The 25294-nt window shown below is 60.9% G+C and carries 19 protein-coding genes and 1 tRNA gene; 12 read left to right on the top strand and 8 right to left on the bottom strand.

Features of this window, described 5'->3' with window-relative positions; translation table 11 throughout:
• The first annotated feature begins 7 nt into the window (after positions 1 to 7).
• The 7 genes from J7655_RS11960 to J7655_RS11930 all read left to right on the top strand — a co-directional run bounded on the left by J7655_RS11960 (position 8) and on the right by J7655_RS11930 (position 8644).
• Positions 8 to 92: transfer RNA gene (locus tag J7655_RS11960), tRNA-Leu, on the top strand.
• Positions 93 to 221: 129 nt separating this feature from the next.
• Positions 222 to 1532 (top strand): trigger factor, encoded by a 1311-nt coding sequence (tig, locus tag J7655_RS11955; RefSeq protein WP_230924639.1) that lies wholly within the window; start codon positions 222 to 224, stop codon positions 1530 to 1532.
• A gap of 94 nt (positions 1533 to 1626) precedes the next feature.
• Positions 1627 to 2268: an ATP-dependent Clp endopeptidase proteolytic subunit ClpP gene (gene clpP / locus J7655_RS11950; protein WP_230924638.1), complete on the top strand. Its 642-nt coding sequence runs from the start codon at positions 1627 to 1629 to the stop codon at positions 2266 to 2268.
• 107 nt (positions 2269 to 2375) lie between these two features.
• Positions 2376 to 3656, top strand: coding sequence for an ATP-dependent Clp protease ATP-binding subunit ClpX (gene clpX, locus J7655_RS11945; RefSeq protein WP_159971142.1), 1281 nt, complete (start codon positions 2376 to 2378; stop codon positions 3654 to 3656).
• A 149-nt stretch (positions 3657 to 3805) separates the two neighbouring features.
• Entirely contained in the window at positions 3806 to 6202 is a 2397-nt protein-coding gene (gene lon / locus J7655_RS11940) for an endopeptidase La (RefSeq protein WP_230924637.1), read from the top strand.
• A gap of 135 nt (positions 6203 to 6337) precedes the next feature.
• Entirely contained in the window at positions 6338 to 6610 is a 273-nt protein-coding gene (hupB, locus tag J7655_RS11935; RefSeq protein ID WP_003282502.1) for a nucleoid-associated protein HU-beta, read from the top strand.
• 189 nt (positions 6611 to 6799) lie between these two features.
• Complete coding sequence (locus J7655_RS11930) at positions 6800 to 8644, top strand: SurA N-terminal domain-containing protein (protein ID WP_230924636.1); 1845 nt, start codon at positions 6800 to 6802, stop codon at positions 8642 to 8644.
• A 135-nt stretch (positions 8645 to 8779) separates the two neighbouring features.
• Here the strand turns inward: J7655_RS11930 and fabI are convergent, their stop codons facing one another.
• The 8 genes from fabI to gloB all read right to left on the bottom strand — a co-directional run bounded on the left by fabI (position 8780) and on the right by gloB (position 19703).
• Positions 8780 to 9574, bottom strand: coding sequence for an enoyl-ACP reductase FabI (gene fabI / locus J7655_RS11925; RefSeq protein ID WP_230924635.1), 795 nt, complete (start codon positions 9572 to 9574; stop codon positions 8780 to 8782).
• A gap of 28 nt (positions 9575 to 9602) precedes the next feature.
• A complete protein-coding gene (locus J7655_RS11920) occupies positions 9603 to 11216 on the bottom strand; it encodes an ABC transporter ATP-binding protein (RefSeq protein WP_230924634.1) in 1614 nt (537 codons plus the stop codon).
• 1 nt (position 11217) lies between these two features.
• Positions 11218 to 12237, bottom strand: coding sequence for an ABC transporter permease (locus J7655_RS11915; protein ID WP_230924633.1), 1020 nt, complete (start codon positions 12235 to 12237; stop codon positions 11218 to 11220).
• A gap of 2 nt (positions 12238 to 12239) precedes the next feature.
• Positions 12240 to 13325 carry a microcin C ABC transporter permease YejB gene (locus J7655_RS11910; RefSeq protein ID WP_230924632.1) on the bottom strand — a complete coding sequence of 362 codons (1086 nt, stop codon included), beginning with the start codon at positions 13323 to 13325 and terminating at the stop codon, positions 12240 to 12242.
• Positions 13325 to 15184 carry an extracellular solute-binding protein gene (locus J7655_RS11905; protein ID WP_230924631.1) on the bottom strand — a complete coding sequence of 620 codons (1860 nt, stop codon included), beginning with the start codon at positions 15182 to 15184 and terminating at the stop codon, positions 13325 to 13327. The genes J7655_RS11910 and J7655_RS11905 overlap by 1 nt, the downstream gene beginning before the upstream one ends.
• Positions 15181 to 17010: an extracellular solute-binding protein gene (locus J7655_RS11900; RefSeq protein WP_230924630.1), complete on the bottom strand. Its 1830-nt coding sequence runs from the start codon at positions 17008 to 17010 to the stop codon at positions 15181 to 15183. The genes J7655_RS11905 and J7655_RS11900 overlap by 4 nt, the downstream gene beginning before the upstream one ends.
• A gap of 223 nt (positions 17011 to 17233) precedes the next feature.
• Entirely contained in the window at positions 17234 to 18808 is a 1575-nt protein-coding gene (locus J7655_RS11895) for a lytic transglycosylase domain-containing protein (protein ID WP_230924629.1), read from the bottom strand.
• A gap of 118 nt (positions 18809 to 18926) precedes the next feature.
• Complete coding sequence (gene gloB, locus J7655_RS11890; RefSeq protein WP_230924628.1) at positions 18927 to 19703, bottom strand: hydroxyacylglutathione hydrolase; 777 nt, start codon at positions 19701 to 19703, stop codon at positions 18927 to 18929.
• Positions 19704 to 19775: 72 nt separating this feature from the next.
• On the opposite strand from gloB, the gene J7655_RS11885 reads away from it, so the two are divergent.
• From J7655_RS11885 to J7655_RS11865, 5 genes are all read left to right on the top strand, one after another.
• On the top strand, positions 19776 to 20534 hold the full coding sequence (locus J7655_RS11885; RefSeq protein ID WP_230924627.1) for a class I SAM-dependent methyltransferase: 759 nt from the start codon (positions 19776 to 19778) through the stop codon (positions 20532 to 20534).
• A gap of 58 nt (positions 20535 to 20592) precedes the next feature.
• Positions 20593 to 21045 (top strand): ribonuclease HI, encoded by a 453-nt coding sequence (gene rnhA / locus J7655_RS11880; protein WP_230924626.1) that lies wholly within the window; start codon positions 20593 to 20595, stop codon positions 21043 to 21045.
• Between the two features lie 74 nt (positions 21046 to 21119).
• Positions 21120 to 21878, top strand: a complete 759-nt coding sequence (dnaQ, locus tag J7655_RS11875) for a DNA polymerase III subunit epsilon (protein ID WP_420850874.1) — start codon at positions 21120 to 21122, stop codon at positions 21876 to 21878.
• 121 nt (positions 21879 to 21999) lie between these two features.
• A complete protein-coding gene (locus tag J7655_RS11870) occupies positions 22000 to 24243 on the top strand; it encodes an Orn/Lys/Arg family decarboxylase (protein ID WP_230924625.1) in 2244 nt (747 codons plus the stop codon).
• Positions 24244 to 24444: 201 nt separating this feature from the next.
• On the top strand, positions 24445 to 25257 hold the full coding sequence (locus tag J7655_RS11865; RefSeq protein WP_230924624.1) for a crotonase/enoyl-CoA hydratase family protein: 813 nt from the start codon (positions 24445 to 24447) through the stop codon (positions 25255 to 25257).
• Positions 25258 to 25294: the final 37 nt, after the last annotated feature.

Below are 25294 nucleotides of genomic sequence, written 5' to 3'. Positions count from 1 at the left end.
AAACCACGCGGACGTGGTGAAATTGGTAGACACACCAGATTTAGGTTCTGGCGCCGCAAGGTGTGAGAGTTCGAGTCTCTCCGTCCGCACCATCTTCATATAGCCCTTCCCGACTGCCGCCTGCTTCTAGGGTGACTTCTGCACATTGACCCTCTAGAATGCTTGGCCTTGAATTCGGGGCCGGTTCGAGCCGGCTTATGTCTGTGCAACGAGGAATATCCATGCAAGTTTCTGTTGAAAGCACTTCTGCTCTTGAGCGCCGCATGACCGTCGGCGTACCCGTCGAGCGCATCGAGACCGAAGTCAACAAGCGTCTGCAACAGACTGCCCGTCGTGCCAAGGTTCCTGGCTTCCGCCCTGGCAAGGTGCCGATGAGCGTCATCCGTCAGCGTTACGAAGATGCTGCGCGTCAGGAAGCTCTGGGCGATCTGATCCAGGCGACCTTCTATGAGGCTGTTGTTGAGCAGAAGCTGAATCCGGCGGGTGCTCCGGCCGTTGAGCCGAAGTCTTTCGAGAAGGGCAAGGCGTTGGAATACGTCGCTACTTTCGAAGTGTTCCCCGAGTTCGAAGTGACAGGTCTCGATTCCATCGCTATCGAGCGTCTGCAGGCTGACGTGGCTGACAGCGATGTCGACAACATGCTCGACATCCTGCGCAAGCAGAACACCCGCTTCGAAGCTGTCGAGCGTGCTGCCGAGAGCGGCGACCAACTGAATATCGATTTCGTCGGCAAGATCGACGGCGAGGCCTTCGCCGGCGGCAGCGCCAAGGGCACTCAGCTGGTGCTGGGTTCCGGCCGCATGATCCCGGGCTTCGAAGATGCCCTGGTCGGTGCCAAAGCCGGCGAAGAGCGCGTTATCAACCCGACCTTCCCCGAGGACTATCAGAATCTTGATCTGGCCGGCAAAACCGCCGAGTTCACCGTTACCGTGAACAGCGTATCCGCGCCGCAACTGCCTGAGCTGAACGACGAATTCTTTGCTCTGTTCGGCATCAAGGAAGGCGGTCTGGAAGGTTTCCGCGCCGAAGTTCGCAAGAACATGGAGCGCGAACTGCGTCAGGCCATCAAGTCCAAGGTCAAGAACCAGGTCATGGACGGTCTGCTGGCTGCCAACCCGGTCGAAGTGCCGAAGGCGCTGATCGGCAACGAAGTGAACCGTCTGCGTGTGCAGGCCGTTCAGCAGTTCGGTGGCAACATCAAGCCCGATCAACTGCCGGCCGAGCTGTTCGAAGAGCAAGCCAAGCGCCGTGTTGTGCTGGGTCTGATCGTCGCTGAAGTGGTCAAGCAGTTCGAGCTGAAGCCCGACGAAGCCCGTGTTCGTGAGCTGATCGAAGAGATGGCTTCTGCTTACCAGGAACCTGAGCAGGTCGTTGCCTGGTACTACAAGAACGACCAGCAAATGAACGAAGTGCGTTCGGTTGTACTGGAAGAGCAAGTTGTAGATACTGTTCTGCAGAAGGCCAACGTGACCGATAAAGCGGTTTCCTACGAAGACGCAGTCAAGCCGGCGGAAGCTCCTAAAGCCGACTGATCTGGCAACCTCGTTCGAGCACACCACCATAAGCCAGCCTCAGTGCTGGCTTATGCGTATTTGAGACATGACTATTGGGGAGTGAGCGCAAGACATGTCCCGCAATCCTTTTATGCAAAACATGCCTGAAATTCAGGCCGCTGGCGGCCTGGTGCCGATGGTCATCGAGCAATCCGCTCGGGGCGAGCGTGCCTACGACATCTATTCGCGCCTGCTCAAGGAGCGCGTGATCTTCCTTGTCGGTCCGGTTGAGGACTACATGGCCAACCTGATCTGCGCCCAGTTGCTGTTTCTGGAGGCAGAAAACCCGGACAAGGACATCCACCTGTACATCAATTCACCGGGCGGCTCGGTGACTGCCGGCATGGCGATCTACGACACCATGCAGTTCATCAAGGCCGACGTGTCCACCACCTGCATTGGCCAGGCCTGCAGTATGGGGGCATTCCTGCTGGCGGGCGGTGCCAAGGGCAAACGTTTCTGTCTGCCGAACTCGCGGGTGATGATTCACCAGCCGCTGGGCGGCTTCCAGGGGCAGGCCTCGGATATCGAGATCCATGCCAAGGAAATTCTGTTCATTCGCGAGCGTCTGAACGAGCTGCTGGCGCATCACACCGGTCAGAGCCTGGAAACCATCGAGCGCGATACCAATCGCGACAACTTCATGAGTGCGTCGCGCGCCGTGGAATATGGTCTGGTCGATGCCGTGCATGAAAAGCGTCAAATGCCGGTCTAGGTGATGCATCTGCTGCGGGCATTCTTGAATGGCGCGACCTGCGCCCTTGAAAATGCCCGCATTTGCCTTCATCTTGTGTTTCAAGCCTACCGTATTGGATTGATCGAATGACTGACACCCGTAACGGTGAGGACAACGGCAAACTGCTTTATTGCTCCTTCTGCGGCAAAAGCCAGCATGAAGTGCGCAAGTTGATCGCCGGTCCTTCCGTCTTCATCTGCGACGAATGCGTCGACCTGTGCAATGACATCATCCGCGAGGAGGTGCAGGAAGCCCAGGCCGAGAGCAGCGCGCACAAACTTCCGGCGCCCAAGGAAATCAGCGGCATCCTCGATCAGTACGTGATCGGTCAGGAGCGTGCCAAGAAGGTGCTGTCGGTAGCGGTGTACAACCACTACAAGCGCCTCAATCAGCGTGACAAGAAAGATGATGTCGAGCTGGGCAAGAGCAATATCCTGCTGATCGGTCCGACCGGTTCGGGCAAGACGCTGCTGGCTGAAACCCTGGCACGCCTGCTCAATGTGCCGTTCACCATCGCCGATGCCACCACCCTGACCGAAGCCGGTTATGTGGGGGAGGACGTCGAGAACATCATTCAGAAGCTGTTGCAGAAGTGCGATTACGATGTCGAGAAGGCCCAGATGGGTATCGTCTACATCGACGAAATCGACAAGATCTCGCGCAAGTCCGACAACCCGTCGATCACCCGTGACGTGTCGGGCGAGGGCGTGCAGCAGGCGCTGCTCAAGTTGATCGAGGGTACTGTGGCCTCGGTTCCGCCGCAGGGTGGGCGCAAGCATCCACAGCAGGAGTTCCTGCAGGTCGACACGCGCAACATCCTGTTCATCTGCGGCGGTGCGTTTGCCGGTCTGGAGAAAGTCATCCAGGCGCGCTCCACCAAGGGCGGAATCGGTTTCGGTGCCGAGGTACGCAGCAAGCAGGAAGGTAAGAAGATCGGCGAATCGCTGCGTGAAGTAGAGCCGGACGATCTGGTCAAGTTCGGCCTGATCCCCGAGTTCGTCGGTCGCCTGCCGGTGATCGCGACGCTCGAGGAACTGGATGAGGCTGCGCTGGTGCAAATTCTCACCGAGCCGAAGAACGCACTGACCAAGCAGTACGCCAAACTGTTCGAAATGGAAGGCGTGGATCTGGAGTTCCGCTCCGATGCACTGAAATCCGTGGCACAGAAGGCGCTGGAGCGTAAGACCGGTGCACGTGGTCTGCGTTCGATTCTCGAGGGCATTTTGCTCGACACCATGTACGAGATCCCGTCCCAGCAGGACGTGAGCAAGGTGGTGATCGACGAGAGCGTCATCGAAGGTTCGTCCAAGCCGCTGCTGATCTACGAGAACAGCGAGCCTCAGGCCAAGGCCGCGCCAGACGCCTGATGACTGTCACACGTTGCAAAGAAGGGGCCCTTTGGGCCCCTTCGCTTTTCTGGACATTGCGCTTGTTTTTTACGGGAGCTACCCCCATCTTAAAAGCCAAGGGTAATCCCGCCTGTTTACGGCCTTATGGCCGCCGCTGAGCCGAAATCATGAAGACAACCATCGAATTGCCTCTCCTGCCATTGCGCGATGTAGTGGTCTATCCGCACATGGTCATCCCGCTTTTCGTCGGGCGCGAGAAATCCATCGAAGCCCTGGAGGCAGCGATGACGGGCGACAAGCAGATTCTGCTGGTGGCCCAGAAGAATCCGGCGGTGGATGATCCGAGCGATCAGGATCTGTATCGCGTAGGCACCGTCGCCACCGTGCTGCAACTGCTCAAGCTGCCCGACGGCACTGTCAAGGTGTTGGTGGAGGGTGAGCAGCGCGGTTCCATCGAGCGCTTCATCGAGCTCGATGATCACTGCCGGGCCGAGGTGCAGTTGATCGAAGAGGGTGAGACGCTCGAGCGTGAGTCTGAGGTCTTCACTCGCAGCCTGCTCAGCCAGTTCGAGCAGTACGTACAGCTGGGCAAGAAGGTTCCGGCTGAAGTCCTGTCTTCGCTCAACAGCATCGATGAGCCCAGCCGCCTGGTCGACACCATGGCCGCGCACATGGCGCTGAAGATCGAGCAGAAGCAGGAGATTCTCGAGATCACCTCGTTGTCCGCCCGTGTCGAGCATGTGCTGGCACTGCTGGACGCCGAGATCGACCTGCTGCAGGTCGAGAAACGCATCCGTGGTCGGGTGAAGAAGCAGATGGAGCGCAGCCAGCGCGAGTACTACCTGAATGAGCAGATGAAGGCCATTCAGAAGGAGCTGGGCGACATCGACGAAGGTCACAACGAACTTGACGAGCTGAAGAAGCGCATCGATAACGTCGGGCTGACCAAGGAAGCGCTGACCAAGGCCAATGCCGAGCTGAACAAGCTCAAGCAGATGTCGCCGATGTCCGCCGAAGCGACTGTGGTGCGCTCCTACATCGACTGGCTGGTCAATGTGCCGTGGAAGGCCGAGAGCAAGGTGCGTCTGGATCTGGCGCGCGCAGAGAGCATTCTCGATGCCGACCATTACGGCCTGGAAGAGGTTAAGGAGCGCATTCTTGAATATCTCGCCGTGCAAAAGCGGGTGAAGAAGCTCAAGGGGCCGGTGCTGTGCCTGGTCGGTCCGCCCGGTGTGGGCAAGACCTCGCTGGCCGAGTCCATCGCCACCGCGACCAACCGCAAGTTCGTGCGCATGGCGCTCGGTGGCGTGCGTGATGAGGCCGAGATCCGTGGCCATCGCCGCACCTATATCGGTTCGATGCCGGGCCGCCTAATCCAGAAGATGACCAAGGTGGGCGTGCGCAACCCGCTGTTTTTGCTCGACGAGATCGACAAGATGGGTCAGGACATGCGCGGTGATCCTGCGTCGGCGCTGCTGGAAGTGCTCGACCCGGAGCAGAATCACAACTTCAACGATCACTACCTCGAGGTCGACTACGACCTGTCGGACGTGATGTTCCTCTGCACCGCCAACTCGATGAACATCCCCGGTCCATTGCTGGATCGCATGGAGGTCATCCGTCTGCCGGGCTACACCGAGGACGAGAAGGTCAACATTGCCATCAAGTACCTGGCGCCCAAGCAGATCAAGGCCAATGGTCTGAAGAAGGGCGAACTGGAATTCGACGAGGCGGCCATCCGCGACATCATCCGCTACTACACCCGCGAGGCCGGTGTGCGCAGTCTGGAGCGGCAGATCGCCAAGGTCTGCCGCAAGGCGGTCAGGGAGCACATTGGCGAGAAGCGTTTCCAGGTTACTGTGACGGCTGCGTCACTCGAGCATTTCCTTGGCGTACGCAAGCACCGCTACGGCCTTGCCGAACAGCAGGATCAGATCGGTCAGGTGACCGGTCTGGCCTGGACTCAGGTCGGTGGCGAGTTGCTGACTATCGAGACCGCTGTGGTGCCTGGCAAGGGCGTATTGATCAAGACCGGCTCGCTGGGTGATGTCATGGCCGAGTCCATGACGGCGGCGATGACTGTAGTGCGCAGTCGCGCGAAAAGCCTGGGGATCGCGGCTGATTTCAACGAGAAGCGCGACGTTCACATCCACATGCCTGAGGGTGCCACACCGAAGGATGGCCCGAGTGCGGGTATTGGCCTGTGCACGGCACTGGTCTCGGCGTTGACCCAGATTCCGGTTCGTGCCGATGTCGCCATGACTGGTGAAATCACCCTGCGGGGTCAGGTACTGGCCATCGGCGGGCTGAAAGAGAAACTTCTGGCGGCGCATCGGGGTGGAATCAAGACCGTGATCATTCCCGAAGAAAATGTGCGTGATTTGAAAGAAATTCCGGAAAATATTAAACAAGACCTGCAGATTAAACCGGTTAAATGGATTGACGAGGTCCTGCAAATTGCGCTGCAATACGCCCCGGAGCCCTTACCCGATGCGGCTCCCGAGATGGTTGCAACGGATGACAAGCGCGAGTCTGATTCCAAGGAGCGAATCAGCACGCATTAGCCGGACGGCTTCCTTGACACAATTTTTGAGCCCTTGTTATAAAGCTGCTCTTATTGTGTCGGCAGGCCATCCAGCACCCGCTTTGCTTAGACTAAAAATCAAGAAACAAACTCAACAGAAATAAGGGGACTTAGAGTGAACAAGTCGGAACTGATCGATGCTATCGCTGCATCTGCTGATATCCCGAAAGCTGTTGCTGGCCGCGCGCTGGATGCAGTGATTGAATCCGTCACTGGCGCCCTCAAGGCTGGTGACTCTGTCGTACTGGTTGGCTTCGGCACCTTCGCTGTCAAAGAGCGTGCTGCTCGCACTGGCCGCAACCCGCAGACTGGCAAGCCGATCAACATCGCTGCTGCCAAGATCCCGGGCTTCAAAGCTGGCAAGGCTCTGAAAGACGCTGTCAACTAAGCGTCTTCTGAATTTGTCTCGCCGTCAGGCCTTTCTGGCGGTTGTTGGGCGACCGGGCAGACAGTTTTTATGCCTGTATTGATCGCTTGACACGTTATGAGAAGGCGCATCCTAGGATGCGCCTTTCTTCTATCCGGAATTACCCACACTGCGCGGCTGGTGGCTCTGTACAGTCGTTCTGGGGGAAGCATGCTGCAAAACATCAGGGACAATTCACGCGGTTGGATTGCCAAAACCATCATCGGCCTCATCGTTATGCTGATGGCGTTTACCGGCTTCGAGGCCATCGTCACCGGTACCAGTAACCGCAATAATGCGGCCGACGTGAACGGTGACACCATTACCCTCGACGAGCTCAATCAGGCCGTTGAAATGCAGCGTCGTCAGTTGCTGCAGCAGCTGGGACGTGATTTCGATGCCTCGCTGCTCGATGATCGCCTGCTGCGTGAGGCATCGCTCAAGGGGCTGATCGAGCGCAAGCTGCTGCTTCAGGCGGCAGGCGATGCTCGTTTCGCTTTCTCGCAGGCATCGCTGGATCAGGTGATTCTGCAGACGCCCGAGTTTCAGGTAGACGGCCGCTTCGATGCCGCCCGTTTCGATCAGGTCATTCGCCAGATGGGCTATACCCGTCTGCAGTTCCGTCAGATGCTGGAAGAGGAAATGCTGATTGGCCAGTTGCGTGCTGGTATCGGCGCCAGCAGCTTCGTCACCGAGCAGCAGGCGCGTGCGTTCGCCAACCTCGAGCGGCAGACCCGCGATTTCGCCAGCCTCACCATCAAGGCCGACCCGGCTGCGATCGAGTTGAGCGAAGCTGACGTCCAGGCGTACTACGCCGAGCACGCCAGTGAGTTCATGAGTCCCGAGCAGGTGGTGTTAGAGTACGTCGAGCTGCACAAGGAAAGCTTCTTCGATCAGGTCGAAGTCAGCGACGAGGAACTGCAGCCGCTCTATGAGAGCGAAATCGCCAACCTGGCCGAGCAGCGTCAGGCTGCGCACATCCTCATCGAAGGCGATGACGAAGCTGCGCGCAGCAAGATCGAAGAGATCAAGGCGCGTGTCGACGCTGGCGAAGATTTCGCGGCCCTGGCCAAGGAATTCTCGCAGGATCCAGGTTCTGCCGCCGATGGCGGTGATCTGGGTTATGCCGGCCCTGGCGTCTACGATCCGGCTTTCGAGGAAGCGCTCTATGCACTGCAACAGGATCAGGTTTCCGAGCCGGTGAAGAGCGAGTTCGGCTGGCACCTGATCAAGCTGTTGGGTGTACAGGCTCCGGAAGTGCCCAGCTTCGACAGTCTCAAGGACAAGCTGGCGCGTGACTTCAAGACTCAGCAGGTCGAATTGCGCTTCGTCGAAGCCACCAAGCAACTGGAAGATGCTGCGTTCGAGGCTTCGGATCTGGCGCAGCCGGCTCAGGAGCTGAACCTTGAGGTAAAGACCAGTGAACCTTTTGGTCGTGAAGGGGGCGCTACCGGCATCACTGCCAATCGTCAGGTGCTGCAGGCTGCCTTCAGCCCTGAGGTGCTGGAAGACGGCACCAACAGCTCGACCATCGAACTGGATCCGAGTACCTTCGTCGTGGTGCGCGTGAAGGAGCACAAGAAGCCCGAGCAGTTGCCGCTGGATCAGGTTGCCGAGAGCATTCGTGCCCATCTGCAGCAGGAGCGTGCTGCTGCTGCCGCCAAGGCTGAAGGCGAGAAGCAGCTGGCTGCTGCCGAGAACGGTGAAAGCGTTAGTGACTGGCAGGTGCAGGAAGCTGCCACGCGCAGCCAGGATGGCGTCGAGCCGAAGGTGCTGCAGGCGCTGTTCCGTATGCCCAAGCCAGCCAAGGCGGGTGAGCCGAGCTTTGCGGGCGTAACGCTGAACAATGGTGACTATGTCGTCCTGCGCCTTGATGGCGTCAACGTGCCGGAGGAGGCGCTGGCTGAGGAAGAGTTGGCCATGTACCGCAACTTCCTGGCTTCGCGTGCCGGTCAGCAGGACTTCGCTGCGCTGCGTCAGCAGCTCGAAACCAAGGCCGATATCGAGCGCTTCTAAAACCGACCACTCGGACGCCTCCTGCGAGGCGTTCGTGCAGGCAATAAAAACCCGCAAATCTGCGGGTTTTTTATTGCCTGAGTCGATGCCGCTAGCGGCATCGAGTTGTGCCCGGCGCAGTGCCGGGCGCAACTGTCACTCTTCCATGGCGCCCATGGCGGTGGTGTTGAAGCCGCCGTCGACGTACATGATCTCGCCGCTGATGCCCGACGCCAGGTCGGAGCAGAGGAAGGCGCCGGCATTGCCGACTTCCTCGATGGTGACGTTGCGACGCAGCGGAGTCTGCTTCTCGTTGGCCGCCAGCATCTTGCGGAAGCTGGCAATGCCGCTGGCAGCCAGGGTGCGGATCGGACCGGCGGAAATGGCGTTGACGCGGGTGCCTTCCGGGCCGAGGCTGCCGGCCAGGTAGCGTACACCGGCTTCCAGGCTGGCCTTGGCCATGCCCATGACATTGTAGTTGGGCATGGTGCGCTCGGCACCCAGGTAGGAGAGGGTGAGCAGGCTGCCGTTGCGGCCCTTCATCATCTCGCGACCGGCCTTGGCCAGGGCGACGAAGCTGTAGGCGCTGATGTCGTGGGCGATCTTGAAGCCTTCACGGGTGGTCACTTCGGTGAAGTCGCCATTGAGCTGGTCGCCCGGGGCGAAGCCGACCGAGTGGACGATGCAGTCCAGGCCGTCCCACTTCTTGCTCAGCGCTTCGAATACGGCGGCGATTTCCTCGTCGCTGGCCACATCGCAAGGGAAGCACAGGTCAGCGCTGGAGCCCCAGCCGGCGGCGAACTCTTCGACGCGGCCCTTGAGCTTCTCGTTCTGGTAGGTGAAAGCCAGCTCGGCACCTTCGCGGTGCATGGCGGCGGCGATACCCGAGGCGATGGACAGTTTGCTGGCAACGCCAACGATGAGTACGCGCTTACCGGTTAGAAAACCCATTGTGCTATTCCTCTTCCTGTTTCAAGGATCAGTGAGCCGTTGCCGGGGCCAGAAAAGCGGCTTCCAGCAACTGCTGCGTATAAGGGTGTTGCGGTGCGCTGAAGATCGACTCGGCAGACCCCTGTTCGACCACCTGGCCCTGCTTGACCACCATCAATTGGTGGCTCAGCGCTCTGACTACCGCCAGGTCATGGCTGATAAACAGATAGGTCAGGTTGTACTTGGCCTGCAAGCCGCGCAACAACTCCACCACCTGACGCTGAACCGTGCGGTCGAGCGCCGAGGTGGGCTCGTCCAGCAGAATCAGCGCCGGTTTCAACACCAGTGCCCGGGCAATGGCAATCCGCTGCCGTTGCCCGCCAGAAAACTCGTGGGGGTAGCGATGCCGCGTCTGCGGATCCAGCCCTACCTCCAAAAGCGCGTCGATGATCGCCTGTTCCTGCTCCGCCTCGTTGCCCATGCGGTGAATGCGCAGACCTTCACCGACGATCTGGCTCACCGACATGCGCGGGCTCAGGCTGCCGAAGGGGTCCTGAAACACCACCTGCATCTGCCTGCGCAGCGGGCGTACTTCCTGCTGGCTCAGGCCCTGCAGCTGCTGGCCCTGGAAGCGGATATCACCGCGGCTGGCGAGCAGTCGCAGAATGGCCATGCCCAGAGTGGACTTGCCGGAACCACTTTCGCCGACGATGCCCAGGGTCTGGCCCTGAGGCAGGCTGAAGTTGATGCCGTCCACCGCTTTGACATGATCCACCGTCCGGCGCAACAGACCCTTCTTGATCGGGAACCACACACGCAGGTCGTCCACTTCCAGCAACGGCTGGCCTGCAGGGTTGGCCGCAGGTTCGCCGCTGGGCTCGGCGCCGAGCAGTTCCTGGGTATAGGGATGCTGCGGCGACCGGAACAATTGTTCGCACGACGCCTGTTCGACGATGCGACCGCGCTGCATGACACATACGCGATGAGCAATTCTGCGCACTAGGTTGAGATCATGGCTGATCAGCAGCAGCGACATGCCCAGGCGCGCCTGCAGATCCTTGAGCAGTTCGAGGATCTTCAGCTGTACGGTGACGTCCAGAGCGGTGGTCGGCTCGTCGGCGATCAACAGCTGTGGTTCATTGGCCAGGGCCATGGCGATCATCACGCGCTGCCGTTGGCCGCCGGAGAGTTCGTGCGGGTAGGCCTTCAGACGCTTCTTCGGTTCGGGGATGCCGACCAGCTCCAATAGCTCCAGGGTTCGTTCGCTGGCAGCCTTGCCGCGCAGCCCCTTGTGCAGGGCGAGCACTTCGTTGATCTGCTTTTCGATGCTGTGCAGCGGGTTGAGCGAGGTCATTGGCTCCTGAAAGACCATGGCGATGCGGTTGCCACGAATACCGCGCAAGCGGCCCTCGCTGAGTGTGAGCAGGTTTTCGCCGGCGTACTCGATGCTGCCATGCGGATGGCGTGCGAGCGGGTAGGGCAGCAGACGCAGGATCGAGTGCGCGGTGACCGACTTGCCCGAGCCGCTTTCGCCGACCAGGGCCAGGGTTTCGCCTTTGTGAATGTCGAAGCTGATGTTCTCTACCACGCGTTGGTGCTGATCGCCGGTGACGAACTCGACGGCCAGGTCGCGAACTTGCAGCAGGGTTTCGTTCTGGCTCATGTCATTTCCTCGGGTCGAAGGCATCGCGGGCGGCTTCGCCGATGAACACCAGCAGGCTCAGCATGATCGCCAGCACGGCGAAGGCGCTGATGCCCAGCCAGGGCGCCTGCAGGTTGCTCTTGCCCTGAGCGACCAGTTCGCCGAGCGAGGGGGCGCCGGGCGGCAGGCCGAAGCCGAGGAAGTCCAGCGCGGTCAGGGTGCCGATGGCACCGGTGAGGATGAAGGGCATGAAGGTCATGGTCGAGACCATGGCATTGGGCAGGATATGGCGGAACATGATGGCGCCGTTTTCCATGCCCAGCGCCCGCGCAGCGCGTACGTATTCGAGGTTGCGCCCGCGCAAAAACTCGGCGCGCACCACGTCTACCAGGCTCATCCAGGAGAACAGCAGCATGATGCCCAGCAGCCACCAGAAGTTCGGCTGCACGAAGCTGGCGAGGATGATCAGCAGGTAGAGCACCGGCAGGCCCGACCAGATTTCCAGGAAGCGCTGACCGAGCAGGTCGACCCAGCCGCCATAGAAGCCTTGCAGGGCGCCGGCGATCACACCAATCACCGAACTGGCCAGGGTCAGGGTCAGGGCGAACAGCACCGAGATGCGAAAGCCGTAGATCACCCGTGCCAGCACGTCGCGGCCCTGATCGTCGGTGCCCAGCCAGTTCTGCGCCGAAGGCGGCGCCGGAGCGGGCACTTCCAGGTCATAGTTGATGCTCGAATAGCTGAACGGGATTGGCGGCCAGAGCATCCAGCCGTCTTTTTCCGCGATCAGGTCCTGAATGTACGGGCTCTTGTAATTGGCCTGCAGCGGGAACTCACCGCCGAACACCGTTTCCGGGTAGCGCTTGAGTACCGGGAAGTACCACTGGCCGTCGTAGCGCACGGCCAGCGGCTTGTCGTTGGCGATCAGTTCGGCGCCGAGGCTCAGGCCGAACAGGATGAGAAACAGCCACAGCGACCACCAGCCGCGTTTGTGCGCCTTGAAACGGTCGAATCGGCGCTGGTTGAGAGGGGAGAGTTTCATGCTCAACCCTCCCGGCTTTCGAAGTCGATACGCGGATCGACCAGGGTGTAGGTGATGTCACCGATCAATTTCACGATCAGCCCCAGCAAGGTGAAGATGAACAGGGTGCCGAACACCACTGGATAATCGCGGTTGATCGCTGCCTCGAAGCTCATCAGGCCCAGGCCGTCGAGGGAGAAGATCACTTCGATCAGCAGGGAGCCGGTGAAGAAGATGCCGATGAAGGCAGCCGGGAAGCCGGCGATGATCAGCAGCATGGCGTTGCGGAAGACGTGGCCGTAGAGCACGCGATGGTTGGTCAGACCCTTGGCCCGTGCGGTGGTCACGTACTGCTTGTTGATCTCGTCGAGAAAGCTGTTCTTGGTCAGCAGGGTCAGGGTGGCGAAGTTGCCGATGACCAGGGCGGTGACCGGCAGCACCAGGTGCCAGAGGTAGTCGAGAATCTTGCCGCCGAGACTGAGTTGCTCGAAGTTGTTCGAGGTCAGGCCGCGTAGAGGAAACCAGTCCCAGTAGCTGCCGCCGGCGAACAGCACGATCAGCAGGATGGCGAAGAGGAAGGCCGGGATGGCGTAGCCGACGATGATCGCCGAACTGGTCCAGACATCGAAGGCGCTGCCGTGGCGGGTGGCCTTGGCGATGCCCAGCGGGATGGACACCAGATACATGATCAGGGTGCTCCACAGGCCGAGCGAGATCGACACCGGCATCTTCTCGATGATCAGGTCGATGACCTGGGCATCGCGAAAGAAGCTGGAGCCGAAATCCAGTTGGGCGTAGTTCTTCAGCATGATCCAGAAGCGTTCTGGCGCCGACTTGTCGAAGCCGTACATCTTCTCGATTTCGGCGATCAGTTGCGGATCGAGGCCCTGGGCGCCACGGTAGTTGGAGCCGGCCACCGACACTTCGGCGCCGCCGCCACCGATGCGCCCTGTGGCGCCGCCCGCGGCCGCATCGAAACCCTCCAGTTTGGCGATCATCTGCTCGACCGGGCCGCCCGGCGCAGCCTGGATGATGATGAAGTTGATCACCAGAATGCCGAACAGGGTCGGGATGATCAGCAGCAGGCGGCGAAAGATATAGGCCAGCATTATGGCTTCGCCTCTTCGGTCGCTTGTGCCGTGGCTTGCTGCTGCGCTTCGCTCGGCTGCTCCTGGCCTGGGCGCACCCACCAGGTGTGCAGACCGATATCGTAGAGCGGCGTCACCTTGGGATGCTCGAAGCGGTTCCAGTAGGCCACGCGCCAGGTCTTGATGTGCCAGTTGGGGATCACGTAGTAGCCCCACAGCAGGACGCGGTCGAGGGCGCGGGTATGGGCGATCAGGCTTTGCCGCGAGTCGGCATTGATCAGGCCTTCGACGATCTGGTCGATGGCCGGATCCTTCAGGCCAATGAAATTGCGACTGCCAGGGTTGTCGGCGCTGGAGGAGTGCCAGTATTCGCGTTGCTCGTTACCGGGCGAGTTGGACTGGCCGAAGCCGCCGACGATCATGTCGAAGTCACGCGAGCGCAGACGATTGATGTACTGCGAAACATCGACGCGGCGAATCTCCAGATCCATGCCGAGGTCGGCCAGGTTGCGCTTGAAGGGCAGCAGCACGCGCTCGAATTCGGTTTGCGCCAGCAGGAACTCGAAACGCACGGGTTGGCCGTTGGCATCGAGCATGCGGTCACCTTCGATGCGCCAGCCGGCCTGCTGCAGTAGCTGATAGGCGCGGCGCTGTTGTTCACGAATGATGCCGCTGCCGTCGGTGACCGGGACACGGAATTCTTCGTTGAACACCTCGGCCGGAATCTTGCCGCGTAGCGGTTCGAGAATCGCCAGTTCGTCCTCTCCTGGCAGCCCCTGCGAGGCCAGTTCGGAGTTGTCGAAATAGCTGCGGGTGCGGAAGTAGGCGCCGTTGAACAGGCGTTTGTTGGCCCATTCGAAGTCATACAGCAGACCCAGGGCTTCACGCACGCGGCGATCCTGGAACTGCGGACGGCGGGTGTTGAAGATGAAACCCTGCATGCCGGTCGGGTTGCGGTTCTGGATCTCTTCCTTGATCAGTTGGCCGTTGGCCACTGCCGGGGTGTTGTAGGCCGTGGCCCAGTTCTTCGCGCTCATTTCCAGCCAGTAGTCGAACTGCCCGGCTTTCAGTGCTTCCAGCGCCACGGTGTTATCGCGGTAGTAGTCGACCTGCAAGGTATCGAAGTTGTAGAAGCCGCGACTGACCGGCAGATCCTTGGCCCACCAGTCCTTGACGCGCTCGTAGCGGATGCTGCGCCCGGCCTGGACCCGCCCGACCTGATACGGGCCGCTGCCCAGCGGCACCTCGAGATTGCTCTTGGAAAAGTCGCGCTCGGCCCACCAGTGTTTGGGCAGCACCGGCAGCTGTCCCAGGATCAGCGGCAGCTCGCGATTGCCGGCGTGCTTGAACACAAAGCGCACGCTATGCGGCGACTCTACCTCGACCTGGTCGACATCGGCGTAGTAGCCACGGTAGGTCGGCGAGCCTTTCTCCATCAGCGTATCGAAGGTGAATTTGACATCCTCGGCGGTGATCGGTGTGCCGTCATGAAAGCGGGCTTCCTTGCGGAGCACAAACCGTACCCAGGCGTTGTCGGGGGCTTTCTCGATCTTCTCTGCGACCAAACCATAAGCGGTGAACGGCTCGTCCAGGCTCTGCACGGTCAGAGTGGCGTAGATCAGGCCGATGTTGTCGGCGGCGACGCCCTTGCTGATAAAGGGATTGAGGCTATCGAAGCTACCGAAACCGGCTTCACGAAAGGTGCCGCCCTTGGGAGCGTCGGGGTTGGTGTATTCGAAGTGGGTGAAGTCGGCGGGATACTTGGGCGCCTCGTCATACAGGGTGACGGCATGCTTGGGTGCGGCGAAGGCGAGGCCGGCCAGACCGAGCAGGATGAGGCTGCTACCGTGGAGCAGGAAACTGCGCAGCGGGTGGGTCATCGAGCGTTCTCCGTGGGCTTCAGCCACCAGGTTCGCAGGCCCAGGGTATAGGGCGGCGTGGTGACGAAGGCGAACCGGTTACGGTACGCCAGGCGGTGATAATTGATGTACCAGTTGGGAATGCTGTAGTGCTGCCAGAGCAGGACGCGATCCAGCGCGCGGGTGGCGGCGACCTGTTCGTCGCGGGTCTGCGCCGAAAGCAGCTTGTCGATCATCTCGTCGACCACTGGGTCGTTGACGCCTGCATAGTTCTTGCCGCCCTTGACGTTCACCTGGCTGGAGTGGAAATACAACGATTGCTCCAGGCCCGGGCTGAGGGTTTGCGGCAGGGTCAGGAGAATCATGTCGTAGTCGAACTGATCGAGGCGTTGCTTGTACTGGGCGCGGTCGACAGTGCGCAGGTTGGCGCTGATGCCGAGGCTGGCGAGGTTGGCGACATAGGGCTGGAGAATGCGCTCGAGGCTGGGATTGACCAGCATGATCTCGAATGCCAGGCGTTGGCCTTGGGCATTACGCAGCTCCTGCCCGGCGGGCTTCCAGCCGGCATCGGCCAATAGACCGAGGGCGCGGCGCAAGGTTTCCCGTGGGATGCCGCGGCCATCGGTTACCGGTTGTGTCGGCGCCTCGGTGAACAGACGTGCGGGCAGCTTGTCGCGGTGGGGCGATAGCAGCAGCCATTCGGCGCCTTCGGGCTTGCCAAGGGCGGAGAACTCGCTGTTGGGGTAATAGCTGGCCGCGCGCGTATAGGCGTTGTTGAACAGGGTACGATTGGTCCATTCGAAGTCGAACATCAACCCCAGCGCTTCGCGCACGCGACGGTCGCTGAACAGTTCCCGGCGCGTATTCATGAACAGCGCCTGGGTCTGGGTCGGAATCTGGTGCGGTATTTCGGCGCGAATCACGTCGCCGCGCGTCACGGCCGGGAAACGGTAACCGTTGCTCCAGTTCTTCGCCTGGTTCTCGATGTAGAAATCGAATTCGCCCGCCTTGAAGGCCTCGAAGGCGACATGGTTGTCACGGTAGAACTCCACCTCGACGCGGTCGAAGTTGTACTTGCCGCGATTGACCGGCAGATCCTTACCCCACCAGTCCTTGACCCGTTCGAATACCAGGCGTCGGCCCGGCACCACCTGGACGATGCGATAGGGGCCGCTGCCCAGTGGCGGCTCGAAGGTGGTGCTCTTGAAGTCGCGATCCTTCCAGTAGTGCTGCGGCAGTACGGGCAGTTCGCCCAGGCGCAGGATCAGCAGGGGATTGCCGGCACGCTTGAACACGAACCGGATGCGATGGCGGCCAAGGATGTCGACGCGCTTCACTTCCTGCAGGTTGGTGCGGTACTGCGGATGGCCATCATTGCGCAGCAGGCGATAGGAGAAGGCCACGTCGTAGGCGGTGATCGGTTTGCCATCGTGAAAGCGTGCTTCCGGGCGTAGGTTGAACACCACCCAGCTGCGATCTTCGCTGTACTCGACGCTCTTGGCGATCAGGCCATAGCTGGAGGCAGGCTCATCCCCCGAGGGGTCGTAGGCGCCGGTACCGACCATCAGGGGTTCGTTCAGCTCATTGGCGCCGTACTGCAGGAAATGCGCAGTCGAGATCGGGCTGCTGCCCTTGAGTGTGTAAGGGTTGAGCGTATCGAAAGTGCCGGATGCCATGATGCGCAACGTGCCGCCTTTGGGCGCGTCGGGGTTGACCCAGTCGAAATGACTGAAGCTGGCAGGGTACTTGAGTGTCCCGAACTGGGCGTAGCCGTGGCTCTCGCTGATAGTCGCAGAGGCGGGAAAGCTCAAGGCCAGGCTGAGGAACAGCAGTAGGAGGGGACGCATCGGGCGTGAGATCCGATCCATGGCGGCGTTTGGGCTTCTGGAGCGGTACAGTAACAGCTTGTATCGGCAGGAAAAAGAGTGCAGTGGCGGGTAGGGGGCAAGTCGCGGGTCGGGCATCGTCGGGTGCGGCTCGCGGCAATGGCTGCGTCGGGTGCCATTGAGGATGTTTGGGCAGGTCACACGGTCGGCTGCGTATTGCCTGCCTGCACCCGGCACGCCTTGATCAGGGCAGATAGAGGGTCAGCATTTGCCCGGGACGCAGCGTGCTGCTGCGCGGGTTCCAGGCCTGCAGGCGCTTGAGGTCGACCTTGAAGCGTTTGGCGATGACGTACAGGGAGTCGCCCTGCTGGACGCGGTAATAGGTCGCATTGTCGCGAGAGCCGGAGGTGCTGCGAGTCGTGTTGGCGAGCGGCGCACTACTGGCGCTGGCTGCCAACGTGAGCACCTGGCCGACTTTCAGCTGATTGCCCTGCAGCCTGTTCCAGCGTTTGAGGTCATGCACGGCAACCTGATTGGCACGGGCGATCTGCCACAGGTTGTCGCCGTTCTTGACCCGGTAGGTCGGTGCGGCACTGTTCTGTGCGCTGCTGCGCTGCTGATACAGCGGCTCGTTCGGCGCCGTATCGGGTCTGGCCGGTATGGTCAGCACCTGGCCGATGCTCAGGTTGTTGCTGCTCAGGCGGTTGACATCCTTGAGCATGTTCACCGACAGATGATGATGATTGGCAATGGCGTGCAGGCTGTCACCGGAGCGCACGGTATAGCTCTGCCAGTCGACCAGTTCCTGCGGTTTCATCAGGGCCAGGTTGGCGCTGAGCAGCTCGGCTTTTTCGGTCGGTACCAGCAGATGCTGTGGGCCATCGAGGGTGATGCCGCGTTTGTAGGCAGGATTGAGTTGCAGCAGTTCCTCTTCGTCGAGGTCAGCCAGTTTGGCGACGCGGGCCAGATCCATGTGCTGCTTGATGGCGATCTGCTCGAAGTAGGGCTCGTTGGCGATTGGCGACAGCGTTACGCCGTAAGCGTCTGGAGTCATGATCACCTGTGACAGGGCGAGCAGCTTGGGGACGTAGTCTTCGGTTTCCTTGGGCAGCGACAGGTTCCAGTAGTCGCTGGGCAGGCCGAGTTTCTCATTGCGCTCGATGGCGCGGCTGACGCGGCCTTCGCCAGCGTTGTAGGCGGCCAGGGCGAGCAGCCAGTCGCCATTGAACATCTCATGCAGGCGGCTGAGATAGTTGAGTGCTGCCTGGGTCGATGCTGTGACGTCACGGCGGCCGTCGTACCAGTTGGTCTGGCGCAGGTTGTAATGGCGACCGGTGGAGGGGATGAACTGCCACAGGCCAACGGCATGGGCCGACGAGTAGGCCTGTGGGTCATAAGCGCTTTCGATCACCGGCAGCAGCGCCAACTCCATGGGCATGTCGCGTTCGGCCAGACGCTCGACGATGTAGTGGATATAAGGTGCGCTACGTTCGCTGACGGTGTCGACGTGCTTCGGATTGCTGGCGTACCAGAGGCGCACACGTTCGATGCGCGGGTTGATGCCGATTTCATCTTGCAACTTGAAACCGTCGCGTACGCGCTCCCAGATGTCGCTGTACTCGCGTGGTTTGATCTGGCTGCTAAGCCATTCCGGTTGGCGTTCCAGACCGATGGCCCTGGAGGTGTCAGTGGACTTATCCGGGGTGTCGCTGGGCAGGCTCTGACAGCCGGCCAGAATCATGCTGCACATCACTGCGAGCACTCGGGAGCTTCGCATAAATGCCTTGATATTCAATGAGTTGCGTGATGATAAAGGCATTGGCTGAGGTGGTTGTCCCGGCGAAAAAGTCGGGCGATTCTAGGAATCGGGTCGAGGCTGGTCAAGTTTTCACCAGCCTCGAGTGGGGCTTTTGCGTGCCCGTCGACCTTTTTCTCCGCTAGCGGAAGGTATCTTTCCAGCTGCGCAGGCTAGCGAATACGGCGCTTGGCTCGCTCGACTGCCGGTCGTCGTGTCCCTTGCTCGCCGCGATTACCGCAGGCTCGGCGGTACGCAGGAAGGGGTTGGTGGCGTGTTCCAGTTCGATGGTCGACGGCAGGCTGATTCGACCGTCTTCGCGCCATCGCGTGACTTCTGCCAGGCGTGCATTCAGGCGCGTGTTGTTCGGCTCGACGGCATGGGCGAAGCGCAGGTTGCTCAGCGTGTATTCGTGGGTGCAGTACACTGCTGTTTCGCCGGGCAGATTGGCCAGGCGGCTCAGGGATTGATGCATCTGCTGCGGCGTGCCCTCGAATAGACGGCCGCAGCCACCGGCGAACAGGGTGTCACCACAGAACAGCAAAGCCTGTTCAGCCTGGTAGTAGGCGATATGGCCAAGCGTGTGGCCAGGGACAGCCATCACCTCGAAGCGCAGGCCGAGGACCTCGATGGTGTCGTTGTCGTTCAAGTCGATATCGCGGGCCGGGATCTGCTCCGCTGCCGGGCCGGCGACACGGGCACCGGTGGCGTGCTTCAACGTCTCGACGCCACCGACATGGTCGAAGTGATGATGAGTGATGAGGATATCGCTGAGCGTCCAGTCCGGATGGCTTTCCAGCCAGGCCAGAACGGGTGCAGCATCACCGGGGTCGACCACGGCGCAGCGCCTGGTGTTGGTATCCTGCAGCAGCCAGATATAGTTGTCATTGAAGGCGGGCAACGCGTCGATCTGAATCATTGCGGGTCGCTAAGCTGTTGATAAAGGTGCATCTTAGACAGGACATGCAGAACCTGTCATGCGGAGGCAGCGATGACTGATGAGGCATTCGCCCAGGCTGATCCTGAGTGGCTCAAGCTCATTGGCGAGGCGCGCGACTGGCTTGCCGGGCCGCTCGGCCAGCTGTTGCTGGAGGAAGAGCGGCGTTTGCTGGAAGAAGAGCTGGCACGCTTCTTCGGTGGTTATCTGGTGAGCTACGGCCCTGGCGCCGAAGGCCCGCCCAAGGCCGGGCAGATCCAGCATAACGTGCGCCTGGGGGCGCCAATGCCGGGTGTGCAGATCGTCTGCGAGGAGCAATCCTGGCCCCTGGGCGAGCATGCAGCTGATGTGGTGGTGTTGCAGCATGGTCTGGATTTCAGCCTGTCACCGCATGGTCTGTTACGTGAAGCAGCGCGCAGTGTCAGGCCTGGCGGGCATCTGTTGATTCTCGGTATTCACCCCTGGAGCGCCTGGGGGGCACGGCGTCTGTTCGCTCGGGATGGCCTGGCCAGGGCACGTTGTATCGCGCCCAATCGTGTCGGCGACTGGCTGAGCCTGCTCGGCTTTGCGTTGGAGAAACGCCGCTTCGGGTGCTATCGTCCGCCGCTCGCTGCGCTGGCCTGGCAAATGCGCCTGCGGCGAATGGAAAGCTGGGGCAATGCCTGGCATTTGCCGGGTGCCGGCTTCTATCTGTTGGTGGCGCGCAAACTGGTGGTCGGCCTGCGGCCCTTGCGCCAGTCACGCCGTGAACCGATGGGCAAGCTGCTGCCGATGCCGGTGGCCAAGGTCAGCCGGCGCGACCTCGACAACTGATTGCCACAGTTCGCCGCAGGTCGCGTTCCGGCCAAACAATTCCGTACAGAGCTGATGAATGTCTGAAACCCATGATGTAGTGATCTACACCGATGGCGCCTGCAAGGGCAACCCTGGCCCCGGTGGCTGGGGCGCGCTGCTGATCTATAAAGGTGTAGAAAAGGAACTCTGGGGTGGTGATCCCAATACCACCAACAACCGCATGGAGCTGATGGCGGCGATTGCCGGCCTGATCGTGCTGACCCGGCCGTGCTCGGTCAAGCTGGTGACCGACTCGCAGTACGTGATGAAAGGTATCCAGGAATGGCTGCCGAACTGGAAGAAGCGCGGCTGGAAGACCGCCTCGAAAGAGCCGGTGAAAAACGCCGACCTCTGGCAGAAGTTGGACGAAGAAGTGAATCGCCATCAGGTGAGCTGGCAGTGGGTGCGTGGGCATACCGGCCACCCCGGCAACGAGCGTGCCGACCAGTTGGCCAACCGAGGCGTCGATGATGTGCGTGCGGCGCGCTGAGCGACGACACCCTGGCTGAGTTAAGATGCCACGCTTGAATGTGCAACAACCTGGACAGATGAGAGAGGCAAGGCGTGACAACCGATAACACCGTCAAGCGCTACGTGGTGCTGGATACTGAAACCACAGGTATGCCGGTCACTGACGGGCACCGCATCATCGAGATCGGTTGTGTCGAATTGATGGGGCGGCGCCTGACCGGGCGTCACTTCCATGTCTATCTCAACCCGGATCGCGAGATCGACGAAGGCGCCATCGCGGTTCACGGCATCACCAATGAGTACGTCGCCGACAAGCCGCGCTTCAAGGACGTCGCCGATGAATTCTACGAATTCATCAAGGGTGCCCAGCTGATCATCCACAACGCGGCGTTCGACGTTGGCTTCATCAACAACGAGTTCGCCCTGTTGGGGCAGAGCGAGCGGGCCGACGTCAGTGATTATTGCTCGGTGCTCGATACCCTGATGATGGCGCGTGAGCGCCATCCGGGGCAGCGCAATAGTCTCGACGCGCTGTGCAAGCGTTACGGCGTCGACAACTCCAACCGCGAACTGCACGGCGCCTTGCTCGACTCGGAGATTCTCGCCGACGTCTACCTGGCGATGACTGGCGGGCAGACCAATCTGTCCTTGGCCGGTGAAGGTTCCGATGGCGACGGCAGCGGGCGCCAGCAGCCCACACCGATTCGCCGTCTGGACGCCTCGCGTCCGCGCACGCGCGTCATCCGTGCCAGCGAAGATGAGCTGGCAGCCCATCTCGCGCGCCTAGCCGTGATCGAAAAAACCGCCGGTGGCCCATCGCTGTGGGCGCAGCTGGAAAAGGCGCCGGAATAACCGAACAGCGCAATTGCGACCTTTTCTTATAGCGTGATGCACAGGGGGTTCCGCCCATCAGAGCGAGCCTCTAACCTGAGGCGATGGGTAGGCCCAGCCTGCCAGCCTTCAGGACGTCACAATGTATAAAGATCTAAAATTCCCCGTCCTTATCGTGCACCGCGACATCAAGGCCGACACCGTGGCAGGTGATCGCGTGCGCGCCATCGCTCAGGAACTCACCCAGGACGGTTTCAGCATCCTGCCCACGGCCAGCGCTGCCGAGGGGCGCATCGTCGCCTCCACCCATCACGGCCTGGCCTGCATCCTGGTGGCGGCCGAGGGCGCTGGCGAGAACAGCCGCCTGCTGCAGGACATGGTCGAGCTGATCCGCGTGGCGCGGGTGCGGGCGCCGCAATTGCCGATCTTCGCCCTCGGCGAGCAGGTCACTATCGAGAACGCGCCGGCCGAAGCCATGGCCGATCTCAACCACCTGCGCGGCATCCTCTACCTCTACGAAGACACTGTGTCCTTCCTGGCCCGCCAGGTGGCGCGGGCGGCGCACAATTACCTCGACGGCCTGCTGCCGCCGTTCTTCAAGGCGCTGGTGCAGCACACCGCGCAGTCCAACTATTCCTGGCATACGCCTGGCCATGGCGGCGGCGTGGCCTATCGCAAAAGCCCGGTGGGCCAGGCTTTCCACCAGTTCTTCGGTGAGAACACCCTGCGTTCCGACCTGTCCGTGTCGGTGCCGGAGTTGGGCTCGCTGCTCGATCACACCGGGCCGCTGGCCGAGGCCGAGGCGCGTGCGGCGCGCAACTTTGGCGCCGATCACACCTTCTTCGTGATCAACGGCACCTCGACGGCGAACAAGATCGTCTGGCATTCCATGGTCGGTCGCGATGACCTGGTGCTGGTGGATCGCAACTGCCACAAATCGATCCTGCACTCGATCATCATGACCGGTGCAATTCCGCTGTACCTGTGCCCGGAGCGCAACGAGCTGGGCATCATCGGGCCGATTCCGCTCTCCGAGTTCAGCAAGGAATCGATCCAGGCCAAGATCGACGCCAGCCCGCTGGCGCGCGGCCGGGCGCCCAAGGTCAAGCTGGCGGTGGTGACCAACTCCACCTACGACGGGCTCTGCTACAACGCTGAGATGGTCAAGCAGGCGCTGGGTGATTCGGTCGAAGTCCTGCATTTCGATGAGGCCTGGTATGCCTATGCGGCGTTCCATGAGTTCTATGCCGGCCGTTATGGCATGGGCACCCAATGTGACGAGCAGTCGCCGCTGGTGTTCACCACCCATTCCACGCACAAGCTACTGGCGGCGTTCAGTCAGGCGTCGATGATTCACGTGCAGGATGGTGGTCAGCGCCAACTGGACCGTGACCGCTTCAACGAAGCTTTCATGATGCACATCTCCACTTCGCCGCAGTACGGCATCATTGCCTCGCTGGATGTGGCCTCGGCGATGATGGAAGGGCCGGCCGGCCGTTCGCTGATCCAGGAAACCTTCGACGAGGCGCTGAGCTTCCGCCGTGCCCTCGCCAATGTGCGGCGCAACCTGAGCGCCGAGGACTGGTGGTTCAGCATCTGGCAGCCGGGTGCAGCCGATGGCGCCGACAGCCTTGCCACGACCGACTGGGTGCTGCAGCCAGACGCCGACTGGCATGGCTTTGGCGAAGTGGCCGATGACTATGTGCTGCTCGATCCGATCAAGGTCACCCTGGTGATGCCGGGGCTCAGCGCCGCCGGCAAGCTGGAGCCGCAGGGCATTCCGGCTGCAGTGGTCAGCAAGTTCCTCTGGGAGCGCGGCCTGGTGGTGGAGAAAACCGGGCTGTACTCCTTTCTGGTGCTGTTCTCCATGGGCATCACCAAGGGCAAGTGGAGCACGCTGCTGACCGAGTTGCTGGAGTTCAAGCGCAGCTACGATGCCAACTTGCCGCTGATCGACGTGCTGCCTTCCATCGCCCATGCCGGTAGCGGGCGCTACCACGGCATGGGGCTGCGCGATCTGTGCGATGCGCTGCATGGGTGCTACCGCGACAACGCCACGGCCAAGGCGCTGCGAAGCATGTATACGGCACTGCCAGAGACTGCGATCAAACCGGCTGATGCCTATGACCGCCTGGTGCGGGGCGAGGTCGAAGCGGTACCGATCGACCAGCTCCAGGGGCGTATCGCGGCGGTGATGCTGGTGCCTTACCCGCCCGGCATTCCGCTGATCATGCCGGGTGAGCGCTTTACCACGCAAAGTCGTTCGATTCTCGACTACCTGGCGTTCGCGCGCACCTTCGACAAGGCTTTCCCCGGCTTTGACGTCGATGTACATGGCCTGCAAACCGACACCGGACACTACACGGTGGATTGCTTGGTGGAATAAACCACCCCGGATCTGCCGAAGCGCAAGTTCTTCGGCAGATCAAACGCTTATCTCTGATATTCAAAGCAGTTGATAACGCCCGGGCTGTGGCCTGCGTCACGCTGGCAAGCATCGACTTTTATGACGCGCTTGTTATAGTTGCCCGGTTATTAATCACAAAATAATCATCGCGCTGCCACGCCGTTGCTGAGGATGCCTGCCATGTCCGACTACAAAGCCTTCCGCATCGAGCTGGTGGGCAAGATCGCTCACGTGCAGATCAACCGACCGGACAAGGTCAACGCCATGAATGCCGACTTCTGGCGCGAGATCATCGAGATTTTCCAGTGGGTCGATGACAACGATGTGGTCCGCGTGGTGGTGCTTTCCGGTGCCGGCAAGCACTTTTCCTCGGGCATCGATCTGATGCTGCTGGCCTCGGTCGGTGCGCAACTGGGCAAGGATGTCGGTCGCAACGCCACCGCGCTGCGGCGCAAGATTCTCGAGCTGCAAGCCTCCTTCAATGCTGTCGACAACTGCCGCAAACCCGTGCTGGCGGCGATTCAGGGCTACTGCATCGGTGGCGCCATCGATCTGGTCAGCGCCTGCGATATGCGTTACTGCACGGTCGATGCACAGTTTTCGATCAAGGAAGTCGACATGGGGATGGCCGCCGATGTCGGCACGCTGCAGCGCCTGCCGCGCATCATCGGTGACGGCATGATGCGTGAGCTGGCCTATACCGGGCGCAGCATCGATGGTCACGAGGCCGTACGCATCGGTCTGGCCAACCGGGCCTACGAAAACCATGAGACGTTACTGGCTGGTGTCATGGAGATTGCCGAGCAGATCGCCGCCAAGTCACCGATTGCCGTGCGCGGTACCAAGGAAATGATTCGCTACATGCGCGACCACCGCGTCGAAGATGGCCTCGAATATATCGCCACCTGGAACGCCGCCATGCTGCAGTCGGAAGACCTGCGCCTGGCCATGGCCGCCCACATGACCAAACAGAAGCCGGAGTTCGCCGACTGATGCCGTATTCGCTGACGTTCGCTGCGAGGCCCAGAGC

The sequence above is a fragment of the Pseudomonas wenzhouensis genome (genome assembly GCF_021029445.1).
GTDB lineage: Bacteria > Pseudomonadota > Gammaproteobacteria > Pseudomonadales > Pseudomonadaceae > Aquipseudomonas > Aquipseudomonas wenzhouensis.
This window is presented reverse-complemented; position numbering and strand designations above follow the sequence as displayed.

Bases quoted from the DNA above. Each gene is read 5' to 3' on its own strand.
- J7655_RS11905 (WP_230924631.1), bottom strand. From the start codon at position 15,184: ATGACCCACCCGCTGCGCAGTTTCCTGCTCCACGGTAGCAGCCTCATC.
- J7655_RS11930 (WP_230924636.1), top strand. From the start codon at position 6,800: ATGCTGCAAAACATCAGGGACAATTCACGCGGTTGGATTGCCAAAACC.
- J7655_RS11900 (WP_230924630.1), bottom strand. From the start codon at position 17,010: ATGCGTCCCCTCCTACTGCTGTTCCTCAGCCTGGCCTTGAGCTTTCCC.
- J7655_RS11915 (WP_230924633.1), bottom strand. From the start codon at position 12,237: ATGAAACTCTCCCCTCTCAACCAGCGCCGATTCGACCGTTTCAAGGCG.
- lon (WP_230924637.1), top strand. From the start codon at position 3,806: ATGAAGACAACCATCGAATTGCCTCTCCTGCCATTGCGCGATGTAGTG.
- gloB (WP_230924628.1), bottom strand. From the start codon at position 19,703: ATGATTCAGATCGACGCGTTGCCCGCCTTCAATGACAACTATATCTGG.
- J7655_RS11865 (WP_230924624.1), top strand. From the start codon at position 24,445: ATGTCCGACTACAAAGCCTTCCGCATCGAGCTGGTGGGCAAGATCGCT.
- clpP (WP_230924638.1), top strand. From the start codon at position 1,627: ATGTCCCGCAATCCTTTTATGCAAAACATGCCTGAAATTCAGGCCGCT.
- fabI (WP_230924635.1), bottom strand. From the start codon at position 9,574: ATGGGTTTTCTAACCGGTAAGCGCGTACTCATCGTTGGCGTTGCCAGC.
- rnhA (WP_230924626.1), top strand. From the start codon at position 20,593: ATGTCTGAAACCCATGATGTAGTGATCTACACCGATGGCGCCTGCAAG.
- clpX (WP_159971142.1), top strand. From the start codon at position 2,376: ATGACTGACACCCGTAACGGTGAGGACAACGGCAAACTGCTTTATTGC.
- J7655_RS11920 (WP_230924634.1), bottom strand. From the start codon at position 11,216: ATGAGCCAGAACGAAACCCTGCTGCAAGTTCGCGACCTGGCCGTCGAG.
- J7655_RS11870 (WP_230924625.1), top strand. From the start codon at position 22,000: ATGTATAAAGATCTAAAATTCCCCGTCCTTATCGTGCACCGCGACATC.
- J7655_RS11895 (WP_230924629.1), bottom strand. From the start codon at position 18,808: ATGCCTTTATCATCACGCAACTCATTGAATATCAAGGCATTTATGCGA.
- J7655_RS11910 (WP_230924632.1), bottom strand. From the start codon at position 13,325: ATGCTGGCCTATATCTTTCGCCGCCTGCTGCTGATCATCCCGACCCTG.
- J7655_RS11885 (WP_230924627.1), top strand. From the start codon at position 19,776: ATGACTGATGAGGCATTCGCCCAGGCTGATCCTGAGTGGCTCAAGCTC.
- tig (WP_230924639.1), top strand. From the start codon at position 222: ATGCAAGTTTCTGTTGAAAGCACTTCTGCTCTTGAGCGCCGCATGACC.